At 49.6% G+C, this 23,753-nt stretch carries 13 protein-coding genes; 4 read left to right on the forward strand and 9 right to left on the reverse strand.

The window, feature by feature from the left end; genetic code table 11:
* Positions 1-8 precede the first annotated feature (8 nt).
* Positions 9-1,670: a pyridoxal phosphate-dependent decarboxylase family protein gene (locus MST20_RS16575; protein WP_243943571.1), complete on the reverse strand. Its 1,662-nt coding sequence runs from the start codon at positions 1,668-1,670 to the stop codon at positions 9-11.
* Positions 1,671-1,907: 237 nt separating this feature from the next.
* Here MST20_RS16575 and MST20_RS16580 point away from each other — a divergent pair, with 237 nt between their 5' ends.
* On the forward strand, positions 1,908-2,156 hold the full coding sequence (locus MST20_RS16580) for a hypothetical protein (RefSeq protein ID WP_243943573.1): 249 nt from the start codon (positions 1,908-1,910) through the stop codon (positions 2,154-2,156).
* 8 nt (positions 2,157-2,164) lie between these two features.
* On the opposite strand, the gene MST20_RS16585 is transcribed toward MST20_RS16580, so the two are convergent.
* Both MST20_RS16585 and MST20_RS16590 read right to left on the reverse strand, forming a co-directional pair.
* Complete coding sequence (locus MST20_RS16585) at positions 2,165-2,353, reverse strand: hypothetical protein (protein ID WP_243943576.1); 189 nt, start codon at positions 2,351-2,353, stop codon at positions 2,165-2,167.
* 13 nt (positions 2,354-2,366) lie between these two features.
* Positions 2,367-2,510, reverse strand: coding sequence for a hypothetical protein (locus tag MST20_RS16590; protein ID WP_243943578.1), 144 nt, complete (start codon positions 2,508-2,510; stop codon positions 2,367-2,369).
* A gap of 209 nt (positions 2,511-2,719) precedes the next feature.
* Here MST20_RS16590 and MST20_RS16595 point away from each other — a divergent pair, with 209 nt between their 5' ends.
* On the forward strand, positions 2,720-3,382 hold the full coding sequence (locus MST20_RS16595) for a YczE/YyaS/YitT family protein (protein ID WP_080131238.1): 663 nt from the start codon (positions 2,720-2,722) through the stop codon (positions 3,380-3,382).
* Positions 3,383-3,410: 28 nt separating this feature from the next.
* Here MST20_RS16595 and MST20_RS16600 read toward each other — a convergent pair whose 3' ends face one another.
* Positions 3,411-4,274 carry an AraC family transcriptional regulator gene (locus MST20_RS16600; protein ID WP_243943580.1) on the reverse strand — a complete coding sequence of 288 codons (864 nt, stop codon included), beginning with the start codon at positions 4,272-4,274 and terminating at the stop codon, positions 3,411-3,413.
* 40 nt (positions 4,275-4,314) lie between these two features.
* Entirely contained in the window at positions 4,315-5,100 is a 786-nt protein-coding gene (locus MST20_RS16605; protein ID WP_243943582.1) for an alpha/beta hydrolase, read from the reverse strand.
* Between the two features lie 100 nt (positions 5,101-5,200).
* On the opposite strand from MST20_RS16605, the gene MST20_RS16610 reads away from it, so the two are divergent.
* On the forward strand, positions 5,201-5,881 hold the full coding sequence (locus MST20_RS16610) for a 4'-phosphopantetheinyl transferase family protein (protein ID WP_243943584.1): 681 nt from the start codon (positions 5,201-5,203) through the stop codon (positions 5,879-5,881).
* 11 nt (positions 5,882-5,892) lie between these two features.
* On the opposite strand, the gene MST20_RS16615 is transcribed toward MST20_RS16610, so the two are convergent.
* Positions 5,893-7,242: an aminotransferase-like domain-containing protein gene (locus tag MST20_RS16615; protein WP_243943586.1), complete on the reverse strand. Its 1,350-nt coding sequence runs from the start codon at positions 7,240-7,242 to the stop codon at positions 5,893-5,895.
* Positions 7,243-7,377: 135 nt separating this feature from the next.
* Here MST20_RS16615 and MST20_RS16620 point away from each other — a divergent pair, with 135 nt between their 5' ends.
* Positions 7,378-8,289 (forward strand): DMT family transporter, encoded by a 912-nt coding sequence (locus MST20_RS16620; RefSeq protein WP_243943588.1) that lies wholly within the window; start codon positions 7,378-7,380, stop codon positions 8,287-8,289.
* 46 nt (positions 8,290-8,335) lie between these two features.
* On the opposite strand, the gene licTE is transcribed toward MST20_RS16620, so the two are convergent.
* The 3 genes from licTE to licB are packed head-to-tail and all read right to left on the reverse strand — an operon-like array spanning position 8,336 to position 23,749.
* The gene (gene licTE, locus MST20_RS16625; protein WP_165426006.1) at positions 8,336-9,076 is read right to left on the reverse strand and encodes a lichenysin biosynthesis thioesterase LicTE; all 741 of its coding nucleotides are present in this window, start codon (positions 9,074-9,076) and stop codon (positions 8,336-8,338) included.
* 3 nt (positions 9,077-9,079) lie between these two features.
* Positions 9,080-12,922: a lichenysin non-ribosomal peptide synthetase LicC gene (licC, locus tag MST20_RS16630; RefSeq protein ID WP_243943589.1), complete on the reverse strand. Its 3,843-nt coding sequence runs from the start codon at positions 12,920-12,922 to the stop codon at positions 9,080-9,082.
* Between the two features lie 57 nt (positions 12,923-12,979).
* Positions 12,980-23,749 (reverse strand): lichenysin non-ribosomal peptide synthetase LicB, encoded by a 10,770-nt coding sequence (gene licB / locus MST20_RS16635; protein WP_243943590.1) that lies wholly within the window; start codon positions 23,747-23,749, stop codon positions 12,980-12,982.
* Between the last annotated feature and the right edge of the window lie 4 nt (positions 23,750-23,753).

Here is a 23,753-nt window from a genome sequence, read left to right on the forward strand (position 1 = left end):
TATCCCCTTTAATTTGTCATGAGAGATCCATGCTCCCGGCAGACTTCCGCAATATTTTCTTTTAAATAATCGATTATTCCCGGGACATGTTCAGGCATGGTATACGGAGAAATGACGAAAAATTTGCTGACGCAAAGCGGTATTTCAGTCCCTTCACAGGACTTCACAAGCAAGTGCTTTTTCGTATCGCCAAAAAACATCTTGTCCCTTTTGGTTCCGAGCTTTTCAAATAGTTTTTCAGTGAGTGCATTGTTTCTTTCCAGCTCTTGAATGGTGCATGCTCCCGAAATTTCGTCTTCAAACCTAGGCGCACCTTCAGGATAAATGCGAAACAGTGTAGACATGCCGAAGTTGTCCGGGTTCACAATATCGGCCTCCGGAATCTGCTGAGACAGCTGTTCCCTAAAATTCAGGTTGACTTCAAGAAACTGGCCGAGCAGCTTTTGATAGCCTTCATAGCCAAATGCCATCAGCGCGCTGTACATACTGATCGAACTGGCCATGCGCGAACATTCCAGCGTGTAGCCCGTATGGTAGTCCCCATAGCCGCGGTGGCCGACATACGGCGTCTCATCAGGATCCAGATCGATCCGTTTTAAGTCGTTGCGATCTTTCACAAGAAACAGGCTTGTCACATAAGGCGTCTGTCCGAGCTTCTGAAAATCAAAGCAAAGCGAATCGGCTGCGTGCAGATGCCTCATTTTTTCCTGAATCGGCTTGATCATGCTGAGGACACCGGGACTGAAGGATAAAGCGTTCTCACTCAGATCGTACTCATTAAAGAAGGCAAAAAATCCTCCCAAGGCGGAATCGGCGTGGATATGCGGAACCGGCAGTCCGAAGCTTTTCGCCGTTTCTTCAGCCGTACGGCGGACAGCGCTCACATCATCGATGCCGATCGCATCTGTCGTTCCTGTCGTCGCTACGATATAAACGGGAATGCCCCCGGCTTCGCAGACTTGTCTAAGCTTCGCTCGCAAATCTTCCGTATCCATCGAATGGTCGAGATTTGTTTTGACTTTAATTAAATGATCGCTCCCGAGTCCTGCGGCTTCCATTGACTTATACAAGCTGTAATGAGCCGCTTCAGAACAAAACGCGTAGAAATTGCCGGGAACCCCTTCCTTCAGCGATGACGGCGCCATTTTGGCAATCGCGATTCTGAGGCCGCTGTATACCGCACCTTGTCCTCCCCATGTCGTGTAGCCTCCGCTTGTTTCGGCATCATACCCCGCAAGCTTTGACATCATCGCCGTAACTTTCACTTCCGCCTCCGCTCCGGCCGGACCGTAAACATCCCACAGGTTGTTGCCATTAACCATGAACGCCGTAAGCATGCCTAATATCCCCGGGATGCTCGCCATCGGCAGAATGTTCGTGAAAAAGTATTTGGTATGATACGGATGGCCGTGCAACAGCTTCAACAGCTCTTCGTTAACTTCTTTCATCGGCGCACCTTCATGCGGAATCCGGCTCTCTGCGGCCAGCTCTTCATAAAAGAAGCCCTCACGGTTCTTCTCGCCGCCAAGGTTGACCTGATCCGGATTTTTCAGCTCGTCCACTCCCTTGATCAGCTGTTCGATCAATGATAGGAATTCATGTCTTTTCGCTTCATTTCCGTCCTCGCTCGGAAACCATTTCTGTACATCCGGTGTATTGCGTTGCTGCATGATTTTCTCTCCTGCCTTGTCTTTAATATTTCGGAAAAAGTTTTCACTTGCCATATCGGTATAATATTCCTATATTTTTAGGCCTTCGCTCAAAAAGTTCATGAAATTGTTTTATCTTTTACATTTTCTTTCAAATAAAAAAACTTCTTAACGATAGATTAAGAAGTTTTCGAAACATTTGATCGATATTTCCGTACAATAGAATAATAAATTCATATTGGAAAGGATTTCTTTAAAATGAAACACGGAACAGAGAAAAAGACTTTCAGTATGAGAATGGTGCTCAATGTGTTCGGTCTATTCGCCTTTACCGGCATGATAGTCAGCGCATATACCCAGGCTTATTACTTGGATGAACATCTCGAAATCCGCCGCCTTGTATACATGACGGCAAGAGAGTGGAAAGAATTTTTATTGTTTGTGTCCGGGACGGCCGTCATCTATTTCGTTTTGGCAAATGTTCTTTCATCCAAGAAAAAACGCTGAAGAAAAGATCAGTGCTTTCGTCTTCTCCATTCCTTCATTTCCTCTATAAAGGCAAGATACAGGCAGACGATTAAGGCAATGATCAAAGCGATCCAAACGGGCATCGCCAGAAAAGGTGCATAGTTCAATATAAGCAACAGCGCGAGACAGGCTAAAAAGGCAAGGCAGATCAGCCTTACTAAAAAAATCAACGCCATTCCCCTCCTTTTTTCATAAAATCTGCTGTTTTTTCGCTGCAAACTGCTGAACCGCAATGACAGCAAAGAGCCAGCATACAAGAACGGCCCAAGCGCTCCGTTCGCCCATCGGCTCTGTCAAATAGAGCTGGCCGATGATGCTCGTCGAAAGAAACAAACGGGTCAGGATCCGCTATCAAACTCTGAATTTCTCCCTTCCATAATGGAAAATGTATCTCCACAGCTATCATACATCATTTTCATTAATTGGAATATCATCATAATTATGTAAATTGAAGAGCCGGATGCCGAAATCCGCATTTATCCGTTCTGAAGAATGTGATACAATGACAATCGATTGTTTTTTTTTGAAAAGAGGGGAATCCATTGAAGCGGGAACTTGTTTTGCGCTGGCTTTTTTATTTTGTCGGATTGATTGTTTTGTCTTTTGGGGTTTCTCTTACGATTGAAGGGAAAGTGCTCGGCATCGGTCCTTGGGATGCGTTTCACTACGGGCTGTATATGCTTTTGGGCCTTACGGTCGGCCAATGGGCGATTATTGTCGGGGCGGTTATTGTAGGTTTAACGTCCTTATTTACAAAAGCATGGCCGAAAATCGGCGCCGTGCTTAATATGCTGTTAATCGGTATTTTTATAGATTTCTTTACTTATATTCTTCCAGACCCGGAAACGTATATTTCAAGCACTGTCGTATTCGTGATCGGCGTCATTTTTATCGGTTACGGAGTCGGCATTTATGTGTCGGCCGATCTTGGTGCGGGTCCGCGCGACTCCTTGATGCTTTTGATTTCCGAGAAAACGGGCTGGAATGTTCAGTGGGTCCGCAACGGAATGGAGCTGACGATTTTACTGATCGGCTGGCTGCTTGGCGGGCCGATCGGCATCGGCACTGTTTTAACCGCCATTTTAACAGGCCTGATTTTGCGGTTTTCTTTGCCGCAGTCCAAACAGCTTTTAAAAGCAGCAATGACAGGAAGGCGCATCAGAACTGCCAAGCCTGTACATATGTCGCTGAAAAAAAACGGATGAGCGTTTCATCCGTTTTTTTTATTCAGACTTATTTCTTTACTACTGGTATCCAAATCTCTGTGATATGGTCTTGCGCCATAATGTCCCCGTCTTTCGGATAAGCTTCAAATTGCGGAGCGTTTGCCAGTTCATAGCCCGTTGCCGGAAACCACTCCGAGAAGATCCTTTCCCATGTGGCTTGAACAGCGGGATTGACGGGACCGACGGCCTCAAATACGGCCCATGTTGCGGCAGGAATCGGTTTTTCGACACAGCCGTCAGGCGTGTCAGCCGTTGTTTTTTCGACCCCGATGACATAATGGAACGTATCGGCTTGATCATTAAAATCCATGCAGACGCCAAGGAAGCCGAGTTGGCCGATATGCGGCTTCAAAGAATCGGTAAAGCCGTTGTGATTTAATTCGTTCCAAAAAGCCGGAATATCTTTTTTGTTTTGACCATTCCTCACCGTAACCTCCAACGCTTTGCCGATCACCTGAAACGATTCTTTTTCAACAACCTTATAATTCATATCCTCCACTCCTTTTATTTGAATATGAAAGGAAAGACGCGGAAATGCCCTGAGCGTCCGGCCTTTTTCACGGGCCTGTGAAGGGCTGATGCCATGAAGGCGGCTGAATGCCTTTGAAAATGATTCCGGTGTGTTGTAGCCGTACTTAAAAGCAGCATCAATCACTTTTATTTGTGAAGCAGCCAGCTCCTGCGCGGCGACTGTCAGCCTTCTTTTCCGAATATAATCGGCAAGCGTGACACCCGTCAGCATGTAGAACATCCGCTGATAATGAAATTTCGAACAGTATGCGATTTTGGCGATTTCTTCGTGTTTCAGCGGCTGATCCAAGTGCTTTTCAATATAATCGATGCTTTCAGCCAAACGATTCAGAATGTCCATTGCTTCCGCTCCTCTCATTTACAACGATACTTCATGCCAATCAGACATTCCTGTCATTCCGTGCGTTGTTGTGACAGGAGCCGAACAGCCATTTGACGGCTTCCGGAAAACGGTTCGCAAACCTCTCAAGCCGATGTAAGCCTCCTTCATCAATGACAAACTTCAGTTCTTTTTCGAAGGCGGTGCTTTCGGTTAACAGGCTGAAGGCTTCCTTCGTCCTCGGTATCATCTCCTTCTGCAGATTATCCCTGTCTGCCCCTTCTGCGCTTCCGACATCCATATAAATGCGCAGATGCTCATTTTCAAAGCGGTTATTCTTCATAAATTCGGTCATTCCTTCAAACCAGAAAGACCCTGACAAAGATCCGATTTTCCCAAAAGTCTCAGATGCTACATACGCCGTGTAAACCGAGATCAATCCGCCGAACGACTTTCCGATGATTCCTGTATGTTCACGGTTTGGATTCGTTCGGTAGCGCCCGTCGATATAAGGTTTGAGCCTATTGGCCAAAAAAGCGGCATATTCGCTGCCCTTCCCGCCGTACTCCGGTTTATTCGGCAGCAAATGCGGCTTGGGAAAAGGCGTGTATTCGCTTTCCCTGTCTTTCGGAGCCACTCCGACCAGCAGCAATTCCGGCACTTCCTGATTCGAAAACAGCTTTTCGATTGAGGGCAAACTGCCGCTGTGTGCCGGATCGAACAAATCACCCAAGTCGTGTACGTATAGGGCGGGATAACGGTTTTCACCGCTCCCGTATGAAGGAGGAAGATAGATCAAAAGCTCCCTCCCGAAGTATGTATCTTTTATCAATGTTCCGTCTAACATGTTCATCACTCCATTCTGCACAGGTATCATGCCTATCTTTCCTGCTGCCCGTTTGCTAAAATGAAAGCAGAAAAAATATCATGTGAAGAGGTTGCATTTGATGAAGATTTACGCCGTTTATATGGATCAGCTGCCGGAAGCCGGCCAATTTAACCGAATGATGGCCATGGTGTCTGAAGAAAAGCGCAAAAAAGTGGGCCGATACAGATATCCCGAGGATGCCAGCAGGACGCTGATCGGGGAAGTGCTGGCGAGGCACATCATCAGTGAAACGTTTCATTTGCCGAACGATCAGATCCGTTTTACGGAAGGAAGGTACGGCAAACCGGCTGCTGAAGGTCTGAACGACTTTCATTTCAACATTTCCCACTCCGGAAACTGGATCGTGTGCGGAGCCGGCACGCAGCCGATCGGAGTGGATGTCGAAAAAATCAAGCCGATCAATTTCGACATTGCCAAGCGGTTTTTTTCACCTTCCGAACACCATGATCTCATGGAAAAGGACGACTCAGAGCGCCTGTCGTATTTCTATCATTTGTGGACGATGAAAGAAAGCTTTATCAAACAGGCGGGAAAAGGCTTGTCTCTGCCGCTTGATTCCTTCTCCGTCAAACTGAACGAACAAGGACGCGCCTCGGTGGAAACCCCCCCGGACTATCCGCCTTGCTATATCCAAGCCTATGAAATTGATCCAGGCTATAAAATGGCGGTGTGTTCCGCCGCGCCTGAATTTCCAGGCCGCATTGTGATGAAAAGCTGCGCTGAACTGTCAACGCTTTAAAAAGTTCCGTCCTAAAAATAAGCGGTTTCCACCGCTTGCCGCAATCGGTCGATGCCGCGGCGGATGTCGTCTTCCTTTACATTGGACGTATTGATTTTTAAAAGATTTCTTTTTGGAAAGGCCGACATATAATGAGCGTTTACCGGTTCGAGCAGGACGTTCCGTTTTTGTAAGCTTTTGATCAGACGGGATGCCGGGATCGTCCGGTTCAATTCGATATGGGTGTGGATGGCCGGATGTCCGGGAGGGTGGAATTCAAGCACATCTCCTAGTGACGCGGCACATTCTTTTAGCAGATCATGCAGAAGGCATGATCTTTTTTGATAGGAAGAACGGATCTTTTGCTTATGCTTTTCAAACATCCCGCTCTTCAAATAGATCTCCAAAGCGGCCTGAGACAGCATGGAACTGTCAATGTCGAGCAGCTGTTTGTACCGGTTGAACACATCTGTCAGAGAAGCGGGCAGCACAGCGGCTCCGACCCGCAGACCCGGAAAAATAATCTTTGAGAAACTTTTCAAATAAATCACGTGTGAAGAAACGTCATAATAATGTAACGGGTCAGCCTTTTTATGATTCTCCAAATCTCCTAAAAAATCATCCTCGGCGATATAGACGTCATACTTTTCCGCCAGCTTGACGATGGCCATTTTTTCCCGTTCCGTATAGGAAGTCCCGAGCGGGTTGTGGAATCTCGGCATCGTATAAAAGAATTTGATGTCTTCGGTTTGGAAGATGCGCTCCAGTTCGTCCATATCGATGCCTTCAGCGGTTCTCTCGATGCCGATTGCGGGGATGCCGTGAACTTCAAGGTATTGAATCAGTAAATGATAGCTTGGCTGTTCGATCAGAATTTTCCGCTTTCCGTTTGGAAAAGGCATTGAAGCGAGCAGAGCGAGGGCCTGCTGCACGCCTGATGTAATAAAAATGTGTTCTTCTTTCGCAAACACCTGGCCGTTGGCAAGCTCTTTTTGTATAGCTTCGATTAATGACGGAAGACCTTTCGGCGTCCCATAGATAAACAGATCGTTTTTGTATGTGTCAATGGCTTTATTGATGCAATGCTGAAAATCAATGTATGGAAAGACATCAGGATCAGGAGCAGATGCTGAGAAATCGATCACAGTCTTTCCGGGATTTGGCCGCTGATTCGTTTTTTTCACGACGTAATAGCCGCTTTTCGGCACTGAGTAGATGAGGTGCTGTCTCTCCAGCTCGCTGAACGCCCTGATGACCGTGCTTTTGCTTACTTTGAAGCGTACGGACAGCTCGCGGATGGACGGCAGCCTGTCCCCTTCCTGAAAGGATTTGTCTTCGATCATATCCTCCAATTCGTTTATCAGCGCTACATATTTGTGCATGTTCGTCTCCTTCGCCAATCTGTAACGGTACAGATTCCGTTTTTTTGTATTGTATCAGATTTCGCTTCCGTATAAGATGACAGAAGCCGGTAAAATATCTGTATTGCATGCATACTTTAACGGAGATGATCGACTTTGAACAAATCTGCTTATGCGGCAGCTTTGCTCTATGCTTTTATCATTGGGTTTTCCTTTTTCTTTGTCAAATTGGCTCTCACTGCAGCGAGTCCGGTCGACATTTTGGCCCATCGCTTTACGATCGCTTTTTTGGCCGCGCTCTTTCCCCTTCTGCTTGGATGGGTGAAGATCGGCATCAGCATGAAAGACGCGCTGAAGGTACTGCCTTTAGCTTTATTTTATCCTGTCATGTTTTTTGCTTTTCAAGTGTTCGGGCTCGTCTACACGTCTTCGTCTGAAGCCGGCATCATTCAAGCTGCGATCCCGATTTTTACGATGATATTCGCCGCTTATTTTTTAAATGAACGGTTTACGAAGCGGCAATTCTTTTTCACCGTCTTGTCAGCGGCGGGGGTGGCCTGCATCTTTATGATGAAAAGCGCAGGCACCGGAAGTTCCGATTTGAGAGGGGCGGCGCTGATTTTGCTTTCGGCGCTTTCATCGGCAGGCTACAGTGTACTCGCCAGAAAGATGACGCGCACCTTCAGCTCGCTTGAATTAACATATGTGACAACGGGTGCGGGATTTCTTTTTTTCAACGGCATCGCCGGGATCAGTCATATGGCAGACGGTACGCTGAGCGGATTTTTTGCCCCCTTCATTAATCCGGTGTTTGTTCTTTCCATTTTGTATTTAGGTGTGTTGTCATCGTTTGCGACATCATTTTTATCAAATTATGCTCTCTCAAAAATAGAAGCTGCCAAAATCAGCATGTTTAATCATCTGGCGACACTGGTGACGATTTTGGCTGGGATCATATGGCTGGGGGAATCACTTGAATGGTTTCACTTCGCAGGAACGGGGATGATCATTGCCGGACTGATCGGAGCGACGTTGGTTAAGCCGGAAAATCGGCTGAAAAAAAGCTGAAAAACGGAAAATCGGCTGTTTCAACACAGCGATTTTCCGTTTTTCTTTATATTGTCGGACCAGCCTCCTTGCGGCTGGCCGCGGCAATCGTTTTGATCTTGGCGGCTACTTGTTCCGTTTTTGCTAAAAGATACATATGGCCGCCTTTGAAATAGTGGAAATCGATCGTACGCGCCCACTTTTTCCAGCCAAGCGCATCCTTCATGCATTTTTCATCGCGATCTCCGTTCAGGATATGAACAGGCGACATGAGCGGCGTATGATCCGTATGGCAGAACGTCTCAAGCGCTCTGTAGTCCGCTCTGAATGACGGCAGGAAAAAGTTCATGACTTCTCTGTTCTCTTCAAGTTGTTGGGGTATTCCGCCAAGCTGAAAGAGATGGTCGAGAAATGCGTCATCATTTTTGTGGGACACTTTTTGCCGCTGAATATGAGGCGGCTGAATCGCTGAAATCACCGCGGCTGCCGGAAAGATTCCTTCTTGTTCAAGCTTTTGCGTCAACCTGTAAACAACCATTCCGCCCATGCTGTGGCCGAACAGCACGAATTGAGCGGAGAGCCTCGGCTTGAGCGCCGCTATATACAGATCGACGAGTTCTTCCAAATTATCGACAAACGCCATTCGATTTGTTCCGTGTCCAGGCGGTTCGATCGCCAGTACTTCAAAATCTGCTTTTAAATGTTCATAAAGCGGTCTGAATGATGCCGAATATCCCCCGGCAAACGGGAAACAGATCAACTGCGTGCCGCCTGCCGGCGCTCCAAACTGCTTAATGATCTCGTTCATTCATCATGCACCCCCGATTACAGCGGCACGTTCGCCCAAAATCTGTCTGATCAGATCTGCATTGGTTTGGACAAAGCCGTCCGCGAGCATTTCATCATGTCCTCCAGCACCTTGGTATTCATCATAAGAAGACGCCGTTCCTTCTTTCCACGACGAAAGCCATTCCGGGAGCGGTTTCGCCTGCTCTGATTTGATCAAGTGAATCTCGGAGCTGACCGTTCCTTGATGGACAAGATTGACAAAGTAAGAATAATAGGCTGTCATCTTTTTGGCGATGCCATCGGCGACCGCCTTGATTTTCATATATTCATTGTCCTTATTGGCTTCCATCAGGGCAGCCGTATCGGCTTCAATTGACCGCCCTTCTAAATCGCTGACACCGTTCTTCATATATGAATCGATCAGCAGCAGCTTTTCGACTTTCCGCCCGTTCTTTTCGAGCGTTTGCGCCACTTCAAAGGCGAGTCCGCAGCCGGCTGAATAGCCGATTAATGTCAGCGGCCCTTCTGGCTGAAGTCCGGAGATGGCATCTGCATAGCGCGCGGCGCGGTCGGCGCTTTCTATAAAGTCAAACGCGTGAATCTTGTATTCCGGCAGTTGTTCGGCCAGTTTGCCGTACACGATGCCATAGCCGAGGACAGGCGGGAAGGCGAACAAATGGCGAGTGCTTTCCTGATTGAAGACGGTTTTTTTCACGTCATTCGTAAGTCCGCCCTGGTCAATATAAGCCGCGAGGCCCTCGATTGTGGGTTTTTCAAACAACACATTCACCGGAACATCGATGGCGAGATCTTTCAGCATCCGGGAGGTGACAGCCATGGCTTTCAATGAATGTCCGCCGATTTCAAAAAAGTTCTCATCTATTCCGATCCGCTGTCTGCCGAGAACCTCAGACCAAATGACCGCAAGCTTTTCTTCCGTCATATTGCGAGGTGCCCGGTGCTCTGTTGGATTCGGCCGGTCATCTGCTTCAGGAAGAAGGCGGCGGTTGACTTTTCCGTTTGTGGTGAGCGGCAGCTCTTCAAGCATCATATATGCATCCGGCACCATGTAAGCCGGGAGATTCCGAGCCAATTGGCGGCGAACCTTCTCGTTCGAAACCGCAGCTCCCTGCTCCGGGACGACATAAGCGGTGAGCGCCGCATCCCCGTTCCCGCTTTTCTTGGCGATTACAACGGCTTCCTTTACGCCTTGACAGCGCATCAGCTCCTCTTCGATTTCACCGAGCTCAATTCGGTGGCCGCGGATTTTCACTTGATCATCGATCCGGCCGATGAAGTCGACATTGCCGTCCGGCAGCCAGCGGGCCAGATCCCCCGTCCTGTACATCGTTTCACCGCTGTTAAACGGATGCGGCGCGAATTTTTCCGCAGTCAGTTCCGGCCTGTTCAAATAGCCGCGTGATACCCCTGTACCGCTCAGACACAATTCACCCACCGCTCCAATCGGTTGAAGCCGGTTATTTTCCGTCAGAATGTATGCATTGGTTTCGTTTATCGGCTTGCCGATCGGAATGGAAACCGCGCTGTCCTCGATGCGGTTGACCGGATAGAACGTCGCGAAAACGGTCGTTTCCGTCGGCCCGTATACATGGATGATTCTGTCCGGTCCCATGGCGGCAAGTGCTTTCTTGACATGGCTGACAGATGAGCGCTCTCCGCCGAACAGAACTTTTCGAATCCCTTTCATCCACTCTGTTCCCGCATCGACCAGGAGGTTGAACAGCGCCGTTGTCACAAACATGACCGTGATGTTTTCCTTCTGAATCGTTTCTGTCAGCTTGCCGATATGGAGGATCGTCGCCTGATCGGCCACTACCAGCTTTGCTCCGCTTAAAAGCGCGCCGTACATATCAAATGTGAAGCCGTCAAACGCATAGTTTGAAAGGGACAGCAAGGTGTCTTTCTCGGAAAGACTGATATAGTTTGTCTCTTTTACAACTCTTGTAATATTGGCATGTGTCGTCAGATTGCCTTTCGGTTTTCCCGTTGTGCCTGACGTATACATGATATAAGCAAGGTCGTCCGGCCCGGCGGCAATTTCAAGGTTTCGCCCGCTTTCTGCAGACACTGCCGGATCGTCGATCAAAATCGTATTCTTAGAAAGCGACGCCGCCCGGCCGGCAAGCTCTTCTTGTGTCAGCATGCAAACAGCCCCGCTGTCCTCCAGCATATACTGTATGCGCGCTTCAGGATATTCCGGGTCAATCGGCAGATAGGCGCCCCCTGCTTTTAAGACGGCGAGTATCGCGATGACCATTTCCGGGGAACGGCGGAACAAAAGAGCGACAGGTTCGCCGCGGCCGACGTTGTTTTTACGCAAAAGATGCGCGACCTTGTTCGCCTGTTCGTTCAATTCCCGATATGTCAGCGTCCGCCCGGCCGCTGATACCGCGGGCTGTTCCGGGAGCGCTTCAGCACATTGCTCAAACCATTGCGGGATCGTCAGCCCGGTTTGCTTCCGTTGGACTTGACCGTTAAATTCATGGAGAAGGCGCTCTTTTTCCTTTGTGGAAACGACACAAATGTCGTCAAGCGGCTGCTCCGGATTTCTGATGATCTCGCGAATAGCTGTCAATAGTTGTTCTTTTAACTGCAAGATGAAAGATGGTTCGAAGACATTCCGGTTGTATGCGAGTTTCAGCAGCATTTCTTCACCCGGTGAAGCAAGCAAATTCAGATCATAATTCGATTTTTCGAAAACGGTGATATCGTCCATTGTGAAGCCGAGATTTTTTTCTTCCTGCTGTTTGTTGGCTTCTTGCAGCGGATAATTTTCAAAAACGATAATGTGGTCGATCAAGTTCGGCGCTGCGATATGACTTTGAATATCATAGAGCGGCATATATTGATGCGGCTCAGCTTCGAGCGCCTGCTTCTGCAATTCAGCGACCAGCTCCGTAAAGGTCGTCTGCACGCCAAAGGTTACCCGTTTCGGGACGACATTGATAAACAAACCGACCATGTGCTCGACACCTTGAATGTCAGCGGGGCGGCCTGACACAACTGTACCGAAGATCAGATCGCGGGATCGCTGATAGCGGCTGAGCAGTACCGACCAGACCGCCTGAAGAGCCGTGCTTAACGTGGTATGATGTGCTTTTGCAAGCTGTGTGAACGCTTCTGTATCTTCTTTTGGAAGGGTAAACAGCAGTTCTTCCGGCTGATTGCCGGCTTGCTCCGGTTTTTTCCGCTGTTCGCTGAACGTCGTCTGCCCTTCGAATCCGGCTAAATGATGTTCCCAGTAGGCCAGCGATTTTTGTTTGTCCTGACTTTCGAGCCATTTAATATAGTCTTTGTAAGGTTTGACGGGCCCAAGGCTGTATGGCCTGTTTTCGCGGAGCGCGTTGTACACTTCAAACAGTTCCTGTACGACAATCCCGAAGCACCATCCGTCCAGAAGAATATGATGATAGCTCCACACCCATTCGTAACGGTCCTGTCCCTTTTTAAAAACCGTGGTTCTCATCGGAATGTCTTTTGAGAGGTTAAACCCTTTTTCTTTATCTTTTCGTTTATAATCTTCGATTCTCTCATTTTGGTCTGCTTCAGAAAGTCCTGATAGATCAATTTCTTCTGCCTGAAACGACCTTTCCTTTAAAACGACTTGAACCGGACGTTTCATTTTTTCATGAACGAAAACGGTTCGGAATATATCATACCTGCCGATGATGACATTCATGCTTTTTTCCAATATATCTTTTTGAAAAGAGCCTTTCACCTGCATGCTGATTTGTTCAATATAAAATCCTTGCCCCGGATGCAGCAGCGTATGAAACAGCATCCCTTCCTGCATCGGCGACAAATAGTATATGTCCTGGACATGTTCTTTTTTGAACTGGCTCAAGATCGTATCCCCCTTTCATAGGCTCGCCCGCTTAACAAGCGGGCAAGTCCTCGGTGTTTATTTCAAGTTTTCTTCAAGAACGTCAAACAGGTCGCCCATTTCTTCCATCTCAAGATCGCCGGCAGAAAAATCACTCGGTGTAAATTCGCGCTCCTCTTTAGCTGTACAATGGTCGATCAATGCCGTTAGGGAAGCTTTGAATCTGTCCATCAGCCCTTGTACGGTCTGTCTGTCATATTCCTCTGTATTGAATGAACATGACAAGATGAATTTTTCCTTGCTGATGATGCCGCTGAAGCTCAGCGCATAGAGTGCTTCAGACCTTTCAGAAACCTGTCTGCCCATATCATAAGAAGAAGGTCCGAAGAAATCGGTCTGCACCTCCCTGTCGATCTGCCCGAGGTAGTTAAAGCTGATGTCAGGCTTGATCGAAAAATCGGCACCGGCTTTTTTCCGGTCTGTTAAGTAGCGAAGAATGCCGTAGCCGATTCCTTTGTCAGGAATGCGCCGAAGGGTTTCTTTGACGTTTTTAATGGTCTCAGGCAATCCTGCCGCTGCTTCGCTTTTTAAAATAACCGGATATTGCGCGGTAAACCATCCCGCCGTTCTCGAAATATTCATCCCTGAAATGATTTCCTCCCTGCCGTGTCCTTCCATATTGATGCAAATATTGGAGCCGTTCGTCCATTCTCTGATCGTCAGGCTGAGGGCGGAAAGCAGGATGTCGTTGATATCCGTTCCATACGGCTCATGCACTTTCGTCAGCAGCAGACGCGTCTCTGTTTCGCTTAATTCAACCGTAACAGCAGAAGTGTTTTCCGCTTTTCTTTCTGCGGCAGCCCGATCTTTCGGCAGCTCGCAAATATGCTCTTGTTCAAGTCTGCGCCAATAATCGGCCGTTTTAAGAAAGCGTTCGGTTTGCGCGTAAGCCTCAAGCTCTTTTGCCCAATCTTTAAACGAATTGGTTTTATCAGGGAAGACAATGTCATGCTGCTGTGCGGCTTGCGAATAGCCTGATGCAAAGTCTTCCAGCAGAATCCGCCACGACACGCCGTCGATCACCAAATGGTGAATGACGATCAGCAAATGGTCGCCTTCCGCAGTTTGATACTGTTCTGCCTTTACAAGCGGTCCATTTTCGAGATCAAGGCTTGCCTGAAGACGGTTTGCCTGGGCGGTGATTTCCGTTTCAATGTCGGTGACATATCGAAGGTCAACCACTCGAAAGGCGAACGAACGGTCACCCGGCCCTCGGTTATATTGAATGAGGCGGCCGTTTTTCTTTTGATACACCATGCGCAAGGCATCATGATGCTCTGTCAATGCCGCCAATGTCTGTTCGACAAGCTCCGGGTCAAATCCTGAAGGCGCATGAAGCATAACCGACTGATTCCAGTGATGCTCGTTCGTAAATTTGCGTTCAAAGAACCAGCGCTGAATCGGCGTCAATGTGACTTCCCCTTCGACAGGTCCTTGATCGATCGGTTTAGCATCAGCCCATTCAATATACGAACTTATCTCTCCGATCGTCGGATGCTGAAACAAGTCTTTCATCTCCAGCTTCCACCCGTGCTGCTGAAGGCGGCTTGCCATTTGAATTCCTTTGATCGAGTCTCCGCCGAGCGCGAAGAAATTGTCTGTGATTCCGATTTGGTCCAGACCGAGAACCTCCTGCCAAATGTCCGCCAACAGCTGTTCCGTTTCCGTACGCGGCGCTTTGTATTCGGCTGTCTGCGCTTCGACGTCAGGCTGAGGCAGCGCCCTTCGGTCGACTTTTCCGTTCGCCGTAACCGGAAGCTCATCAAGCTGCACCCAGAATGCCGGTACCATATAATCCGGGAGCGTCTGTGCCAGCTTGCGGGCGAGGCTTTCCGGATCAAGTTGTTGATTCGCAACGACATAGCCGCACAGCGCTTTGTTGCCGCAGGCGTCTTCGATGTCGGTGACGACGGCTTCCTGCACTTCAGAGAGGCGCGCGAGCTGGACTTCGATTTCAGAAAGCTCGATCCGGAAGCCGCGGATTTTCACCTGCTGGTCGATCCGGCCGATGTACTCAAGCCGCCCGTCTTCCAGCCATTTGACCGCATCCCCCGTCCGGTACATTCGCTCGCCCGGCACAAACGGGTCTTCCGTAAAACGCTTCGCCGTTTCCTCCGGCTTGTTCAAGTAGCCGCGCGCAAGCCCGCGGCCGGCGATGCACAGCTCGCCCGCGACGCCGACAGGCTGAACTTCGTTGTTTTGTCCAAGCACATACGCCCGCGTATTGGCGATCGGCTTTCCGATCGAAAGCATTTCTTCATCAGGGGCAATCGCCGCGCTCGTCGCAACGACTGTGTTTTCCGTCGGTCCGTAGTTGTTGACGAGCGTGTAGGAGCGTTTTGCGATCCGCTTCAGCTTGTCTCCGCCCGTAAGCAGCACGCGCAGCGACTGGTTATCAAGCTCCATGAACTGTTCGCACAGCTGTGTCGGCAGGAACGTGATCGTAATTTTGTTCTCTTCAAAGTATTGATTTAAGCGCGTAATATCCATTCGGATCGCTTCATCGATGATGTGAAGCTCCGCTCCGGCGATCCAGTACGGGAACATCTCCCAGACGGAAGCGTCAAAGCCGAAGCCGGCGTATTTCGCGCTTTTGTCCTCTTCGGTGACCGTGAATGTATCGTTATGCCAATAGCACAAGTTTACAAGAGACTGATGTTCGACCATGACGCCTTTCGGCTGGCCGGTCGTACCCGAGGTGTAGATCAAGTAGGCCAGGTTGTCAGGCTGAGCTTCCGCGTTTGGATTAATGTCATCCTCTGGATAAAGCTCACCGTCCAGAATGGAAGCTTCTCCATTTAAATCGATCACGTCTCCGGTAAATGTGTCGGGCACCGTTAATCCGCTTTGCGTCAGAAGCAGCTCTGCGCCGCTGTCTTTCAGCACGTAACCGATCCGCTCGGCCGGATAACTAGGATCGATCGGCACATAGGCCGCTCCCGCTTTTAAAATTGCGAGCACGCCAGCGGCCATTTCGAGCGAAGGCTTGACCATGATTCCGACCCGCTGTTCAGGGCGGGCCCCTTTTTCGATCAGCAGCCGGGCCAGGCGGTTCGCGCGCGCGTTCAGCTCTTTGTACGTCCACTTCACACCGTTGTAAACCGCTGCCCCTCGGTCTGGCGTGCGGAGGGCTTGCGCTTCGAACAGTTCATGGACCGTTTTGTCCTGCGGCACAGCGAGCTTTGTCTCATTCCAATTTTGGACGATCCGCCGTTTTTCCGCTTCATCCAGAAGCGAAAGCTCTGAAAGGCGGGCATTCGGATTTTCGGCAACCGCTTCGAGCAGATTAAGCAAATATCCGCTCCAGCGCTCAATCGTTTGTTTCGTAAACAAATCTGTTGCATATTCGAACTGAAGACCAATTTCATGATCTTTTTCAAAAGCCCCAAGTGTCAGGTCGAACTTGGCAGCCGCATGTGAAATCTCGTACGGCTTGATTGTCAGACCGTCTAAATCGAGCGTCTCTTTATCAGGATCTTCCGTTGTCAGCATGACATTGAACAGCGGATTCCGGCTCATATCGCGCGGCAAATCAAGCTTGGCGATCAGCTCTTCAAACGGATAGTCCTGATGGTCGAGGGCTGCGAGGCTGTTGTTTTTCACCTCTTCCAAAAACTCGCTAAATGACGCTTGATCAGGCACATGATTTTTCAGCGCCAACGAATTGACGAACATTCCCGGCATGTCTTTCAAATCAGCATTCGTTCTGCCCGCAGCCGCTGTACCGGTGACAATATCGTTTTGACCGGATAGACGGCTTAAAAACAGGTTAAAAACGGCGAGCATCACAATATTCAGCGTCGTGTTCGTTTCCGCCGTCAAGCGGCGGATTTTAAGGGCAACGTCTTTTGATGCTTTAAAGTGAACACGGTCACCGGCAAAGCTTTGGACAGGAGGACGCGGGAAGTCGAGCGGAAGGCTGAGTTCCGGAACGCTTTCCTTAAACTGACGGAGCCAGAAATCTTCCTGTTTCCGAATGTTTTCTTGCTGGTCAGGTTCTTGCTGCCACACCGCATAATCCTTGTAGTGCAGCTTCAGCACAGGGAGCGAAACGCCTTTATAAAGCTGTGCGATTTCTTTGACGAAAAGGCTTCTGGAAACGCCGTCCGCAATAATATGATGTGTATCAATCAAAAGCAGATGGCGCATAGAGCTGATAGAAAGCAGCTCGGCTCTGATCAGCGGGGCGGTGCTGAGATCAAACGGTCTGATAAAGCGGTTGATTTCCGCTTCTGCGTCCTCTTCACGAATATGAATAACCTTTAAGTCAATGTCCGCTTTTTCATGGACAATTTGAACGGTACGGCCATCGATTTCAACAAATGCGGTTCGCAATGATTCATGGCGGTTCACCAAGTCGGCGAACGCCCGTCTTAAACGATCCGTATCAAGCACGCCTTCCATCATGAGGACAGACGGCATGTTGTAGCCCGTTCCGTTCTTTTCAAAATGATGGAGGGCATACATCCGTTGCTGAGCGGATGAAACCGGATACCAGTCGCGTTTTTCGGCAGGCTGAATCCCGCTTTGTTGTGAATGTCCTTCGGATGCTTCGATACTGCGGGCGAGCAAGCCGGCGGTCGGACAATCGAACAACGTCTTTAACGGTACTTTTTTTCCGAGCCTGGATTGGATTTCCGCTGTCAGCATCATTCCTTTTAATGAATGTCCGCCAAGATCGAAGAAATTGTCGTCAAGTCCGACCTTCCGAACGCCAAGCACCTCTTCCCAAATGCTGCAGAGGGCTTTTTCAATTTCGGTTGACGGCGCTCTATACGAATCGCTTCGTCCGTTTAGACTTTGCGGCTCCGGGAGCGCGCGGCGGTCCACTTTTCCGTTTGCCGAAAGCGGCATTTTATCCACCGCTACGAAGTATGACGGGATCATGTACGACGGCAGCCGCTCGGAAAGACGCTCTCTCAGCTCGGAAACCGGCAGCTGTCGTTTCGCTTGAATATAAGCGCACAGTTCGTCTAACCCCGAGTCAGTCGTAAAGGAAAGAACAACCGCTCGCTCTATATCATCAATTCCGATAAAGGCTTCTTCGATTTCTTTCAATTCGATTCTGTAGCCGCGGATTTTCACCTGATCATCCGTCCGCCCCAGAAATTCAATCTCTCCATCCGGAAGACGGCGGACGAGATCCCCCGTCCGGTACATGAATGTGCCCGGTGTGTAAGGATTTTCGATAAACTTCGCAGCCGTGAGTTCCCGGTTGTTCACATATCCTCTTGCAAGCCCGCTTCCCGTTATATACAGCTCGCCAGTCGCTCCGGCTGGCACAAGACGGCGAGAAGCGTCCAATACCAGTGCCCCGGCGCCCGAAATCGGCCGTCCAATCGTCGGACGCTCGGCGAATTGCCCGATCATGCCGGGTTCGACCGGTTTAGCGATGGCACCGATCGTCGTTTCCGTCGGACCGTAGTGATTGATGAATCTGGTGTCCGGATAGCGGGAATGGAACCGCGCCACATCTTTCGGATTGATTTTTTCTCCCCCTAGTACAATCAGTCTCAATGACTGAAGCCCCTTTGCCAAAGCGAAGCTTTGCGGCTGAACGACCGTATGAAACAGCGACGGCGTCAGCTTAATATATGTGATCCCTTGTTCACCGATATAATGAGTAAATGCCTCCGGTTCTGTATACGTTTCTTTCGGGACGATATGCAGCTCTCCCCCGGCAAGCAGCACCGGGAAGAAGCTCGTGTATCCGAGATCGAACGCATAGGAAGACAAAAGCATCGTTTTATCCGAAGCTGACAGGCGCGCCTCACTGATAAACCAGGAAACATAGTTTTCCAGATTCCGATGTTCGAGCTGAACGCCTTTCGGCCGTCCCGTCGTTCCGGATGTGTAGATGATGTACGCCAGACTCGATCCGTCTATGATTAGATGCGGCCGTTTATTACTAGCCATCAGCGTGTCGTTTCTGACATCTATCAATCTCCCGGTATACCAATCCGCGAGCTCTGCTTGATGGGAATGTTCTGTTAAGAGCCAGCGGGCTCCACTGTCTTCCAGCATATATTGCACCCTGCTCGTCGGCATTTCCGGATCAATCGGCAAAAAAGCGCCTCCTGATTTCATCACGCCGAGAATCGCTGCGGCGACCTCTGCAGAGCGCTCCAGCATAATGCCGACAACATCGTCTTTTCCGACCCCTTCACTGCGCAGCACATTTGCGATCTGATTTGCTTTTTCGTCGAGCATGCGGTATGTGAGGATCGTTTTCCCGCAGACAACGGCCGGCTGATCAGGCATTTCGTCCGCCTTTTCTTCAAACCGTACATGAAACGGCTGCTCCTCAAGGCTTTCTGCCCGACTGTGCCTCCCTTCTTCCAGCAAAAGTGCGCGCTCTTTGACTGAAAGCAGTTCGATGTCCCGGAGCTTAATGCCGGGATTTTCACAGATTTTTTTAATCACATTTAAGAAGTGACCGCTCCAGCGTCGGATCGTTTCTTCTTTAAATAAGGATACGGCATAGTCAAAGCTCAAACCGATTTCGCCATCATGCTCCACAGCCTCAAGCGACAGATCGAACTTCGCCGTGCGGTGGCGCACCGAGTAAGACGAAATCTGTAAATCTCCGAGTTTCAGCGTCGGAACCTCCATGTTCTGCATGTTGAAAAAGACGCTGAACAGCGGATTTCGGCTTGTATCCCGCGGCAATGGCAGTTTTTCAATCAGTTCTTCAAGCGGATAGTCCTGCTTGGCAAAGCTTTGAAGACTTGTCTCTTTGACTTCCTGCAAAAACTGCTTAAACGTTTTTTCCCCTTCGGGACGATTGCGAAGCGCCAGCGTATTGACAAACATGCCCGGAATACTGTGCAAATCCGGATGGGTTCTGCCTGCCACAGGCGATCCGACGATCAAATCATCCTGTGACGCATACTTGGAAAGCAGGATATTAAACGCAGCCAACAGGAACATATAAAGTGTCGCATCAGCTTCAGAAAGCAGCTTTTGAATGTCTGCCGTCAGTTTTTGATCGATTCCGAAGACGACACGGTCGCCTTCAAAGCTGCGTTTTGACGGCCGCGGAAAATCGTGCGGCAGATCGAGAACAGGCAGATCGCCTTTGAAAATGTCGAGCCAATACTGTTCTTGTTCTTTCAATTTCTCTTGATGCTCCGGCCCGTTTTGCCACACAGCGAAATCTTTATAGTGGAGCTTAGGGGCAGGCGCCTCTTCTCCGTGGTAAAAGCCGGCCAGGTCGCGAATCAATATGCCGGTGGAGCTTCCGTCCGTAATAATATGGTGCATATCGATCATCAGCAGATGGCGCTTTTCTTCAAGCTTAACGAGCTCCGCCCGGACGAGCGGCGCCTTATTCAGCTGAAACGGCCGGATAAATTCTCTGATCGCCGCTTCGGCTTCCGCTTCTTCCGCCACTGATTCCGTCAGGTGAAAAACCGCGTCTTGATGGATGATTTGAACGATTTCTCCATCGATTAATTCGAACGATGTCCGCAATGTTTCATGGCGGACGATCAAGGCCCGAAACGCGGCTTCCAAATGCTCCTTATCCAATTCGCCTTCCAAAAGCAGAACCGCCGGCACATTGTAGCTCGTGCTTGCTTCTTCGAGCTGATTGAGAATGTACATGCGCCGTTGGGCCGACGACACCGGATAATTCGGACGGGACGGTGCCGGCGTAATCGAAGCGGTTTCCTCTTTTGTTTCCCCCTGAAGAAATTCGGCCAGCTCTCTGATCGTCGGTTTTTCAAACAATACTTTGATCGGCACCTCTTTTTGGAGCTGCTCTTGTATTTTGGCTGTCAGCATCATCGCCTTCAGCGAGTGTCCGCCGATGGAAAAGAAGTTGTCATCGATTCCCGGCTGCTTGATGCCGAGAATCTCTTCCCAAATTGCCGCCAGAATTTCCTCCGTTTCATTTTTTGGCGCTTCGAATCTGCGAGTCTCTTCAGCGATAGGAGCCGGAAGCTGACGTTTGTCAACCTTTCCGTTTGCTGTCAGTGGCATGCTGTCGAGTTCGATCAAATGAGCCGGAATCATATATTCCGGAAGCAACCGGGACAGCTCTGTCCGCAGCTGTGCGGCCGGCCTCGCGCCAACTGCAGTGTAATAGGCGCAAATCTCATTTTCTCCGGCGTTGTTTTCCCGAATGACAGCGGCCGCTTCTGAAATCCCCTCAAGGCGGGCTAAAGCCGCTTCAACCTCGCCTAATTCGATCCGGAAGCCGCGAACCTTCACTTGATGATCGATCCGGCCGAGGAATTCGATATTCCCGTCGGGAAGCCATTTTGCCAAGTCGCCCGTGCGGTACATCCGCTTCCCTTCGGCAAAAGGATCGCCGACAAACTTTTCATCTGTCAGCTCAGGCTGGTTCAAGTAGCCGCGCGCCACCCCGTCTCCGCCGACACACAGCTCCCCGGGCACGCCGATCGGCTGAAGCGACCCGTATTCATCAACGATATAGGCGGTTGAATTTCCGATCGGCTTTCCAATCGGGATCGTTCTCTCATATGCTTGATCGATGAAAAAACAGGTCGAAAATGTGGTATTTTCGGTAGGCCCGTATCCGTTCCAAAGCGAGAGTTCCGGTGATTCGCGTTTGACTCTGTTGACGATTCCAGGAACAAGGGCATCTCCGCCGATAATCAGATCGTTCAAGGTTGCAAACATTCCCGGGTCCTGCTGAGCAAGCTGATTGAAAAGAGGCGAAGTCAGCCACATTGTTGTGATTCCAGTTTCCTTCAGGAACATTTTGAACCGCTTTCCATCAAGGAGCGTCTCTTTCGGGACGGGATAAAGGGTTCCTCCGTTTAGCAGCGCACCGAATACTTCAAATGTACTGGCATCAAAGCTGACGGCCCCCGTCTGCGCCATCTTCACGCCGATCTTCAGCGGGATGTAGCCCGCATTTTTGACAAGGCGGACGATATTGCGGTGTTCGACCATCACGCCCTTCGGCTTGCCCGTCGATCCGGATGTATAAATGTAATAGGCAAGGTCTTCGGGCTTGTTGACATGTTCAAGGTTGGCGGCATCTTCTTTTTCTGCATCCACCGCATTTACGGCGAGCACCTCATACCCTTCCAGCGACATCTGCGTACTGTCTTTTGTAAGGACGATCTTTGCCCCGCTGTCTTCGAGCAAAAAGCGAATCCGCTCTTCAGGATATTCGGGATCGATCGGCACGTACACGCCGCCTGCTTTCAGCACCGCCAGTATGCTGACTGCTGCTTCAAGCGACCGCTCCATCATAATGGCGGCGGCATTTCCGTGCATCAAGCCTTTAGCTTTCAGCCTTCTCGCGAGCTGATTGGCTTTCTCATTCAGCCTGCGGTAAGTCAGGCTTCTTCCGTCAGCGGCAACAGCCGTTTTGTCAGGAGACGCTTCAACCTGTTCTTCAAACAGCACCGGGATCGTTTTTTCTCTTGGATAATCGGATTTTGTTTGATTAAAAGTGAGCAGCGTTTGTTGCTCCTGTTTTGATAACATGGCGGCGCTGGCTGCTTTTGATTCGGGATTTGCAATCGCCTCTTCTGCAAGTCTCGTTAAATGCCCGGCGGCCTGCTCAATGAAAGCCGCGTCAAAAGCCGCGCCGTTGTATTTCAATTTGATCGTCCACTCCGCTCCCGGATAAACGATCAAATTAAAGTCGTAATTCGTTTGTTCAAAAGCTTCGGCAGCCTTGATGGAAAAGCCGAGCCGCTCATGGATCGTTCCGTTTTCAAGCTCCTTATCAAGCGGATAGTTCTCAAACGCGACAAGATGGCTGATCAAGCCGCCGTCCAATGCCGATTGCTTTTGAATCTCATAGAGCGGGAGATAGTCGTACCGCTCCGCGTCAATCGCATGCTGCTGCGCTTGTTTGAACAGCTCGGCAAACGATGCGTTTTGATCGACCTTTAAACGGACAGGGATCGTGTTGATGAACAGCCCTGCCATATGCTCGATTCCGTCAATTTCCGCCGGGCGCCCGGACACAACCGTGCCGAACACCACATCATCGGTTCTGTTATATTTGGCAAGCACCGCTCCCCAAATCGCCTGAAAAAGGTTGGGAGCTGTGACATGATAGCGGTTTGCCGCCTGTTGAAGGGCATCCACCATATTCTTGTCCCAAACAAACGTAAACTCCTCGTTCCGGTACGATTCTGAATCCGGCCGCGGTTTGCCGCCGGGAATGACGCTCGAACTTTCTAAACCCGAAAGGCGGTGTTCCCAGTAGGATGCCGCTTCATCCTTATCCTGCCGGCCGAGCCATTTAATATAGTCCGCATACGGTTTTCCCTGATCAAGCGGAACCGTCCGGTTTGCTCGAAACGCTTCATAGTTTTGAAAAAGGCGTTTCATTAATATCCCCATGCTCCAGCCGTCCATCACGATATGATGGTTGCTCCAGACGAGACGGTACTTGTTCAGGTCAAGTCGAAAGACCGCTGTTTTAAACAGCATGTCTTTCGCCAAATTAAACCCGGCAGCCTGCACCTCTTGTTTATACCGGTCTATCCGGTTTGTTTGCTTTTCCTTATCCAATTCCGCAAGATCCTCAAATTCCACGATTGCCTGCCGTTCAGCCAGGACAACCTGGCGCGGTTTTTGCAATTGCTGGTGAACAAAAACCGTTCTGAGAATATCGTATGAACGCACGAGCTGATTCACGCTTTTTTCAAAGATCCCCAAATCAAATTCCCCGTCTATGAATAGCTCCAGCTGTGTGAAGTAAGAGGAAGATTCCGGATCAAGCATTGCGTGATACAGCATCCCTTCCTGCATCGGTGTCAAAGGATACACCTTTTGAATCTTTTGTTTCCCCATAAGG

It is taken from the genome of Bacillus sp. B19-2 (assembly GCF_022832475.1).
GTDB lineage: Bacteria > Bacillota > Bacilli > Bacillales > Bacillaceae > Bacillus > Bacillus paralicheniformis.

Bases quoted from the DNA above. Each gene is read 5' to 3' on its own strand.
- MST20_RS16610 (WP_243943584.1), top strand. From the start codon at position 5,201: ATGAAGATTTACGCCGTTTATATGGATCAGCTGCCGGAAGCCGGCCAA.
- MST20_RS16580 (WP_243943573.1), top strand. From the start codon at position 1,908: ATGAAACACGGAACAGAGAAAAAGACTTTCAGTATGAGAATGGTGCTC.
- MST20_RS16605 (WP_243943582.1), bottom strand. From the start codon at position 5,100: ATGTTAGACGGAACATTGATAAAAGATACATACTTCGGGAGGGAGCTT.
- MST20_RS16575 (WP_243943571.1), bottom strand. From the start codon at position 1,670: ATGCAGCAACGCAATACACCGGATGTACAGAAATGGTTTCCGAGCGAG.
- MST20_RS16600 (WP_243943580.1), bottom strand. From the start codon at position 4,274: ATGGACATTCTGAATCGTTTGGCTGAAAGCATCGATTATATTGAAAAG.
- MST20_RS16615 (WP_243943586.1), bottom strand. From the start codon at position 7,242: ATGCACAAATATGTAGCGCTGATAAACGAATTGGAGGATATGATCGAA.
- licB (WP_243943590.1), bottom strand. From the start codon at position 23,749: ATGGGGAAACAAAAGATTCAAAAGGTGTATCCTTTGACACCGATGCAG.
- MST20_RS16585 (WP_243943576.1), bottom strand. From the start codon at position 2,353: ATGGCGTTGATTTTTTTAGTAAGGCTGATCTGCCTTGCCTTTTTAGCC.
- licTE (WP_165426006.1), bottom strand. From the start codon at position 9,076: ATGAACGAGATCATTAAGCAGTTTGGAGCGCCGGCAGGCGGCACGCAG.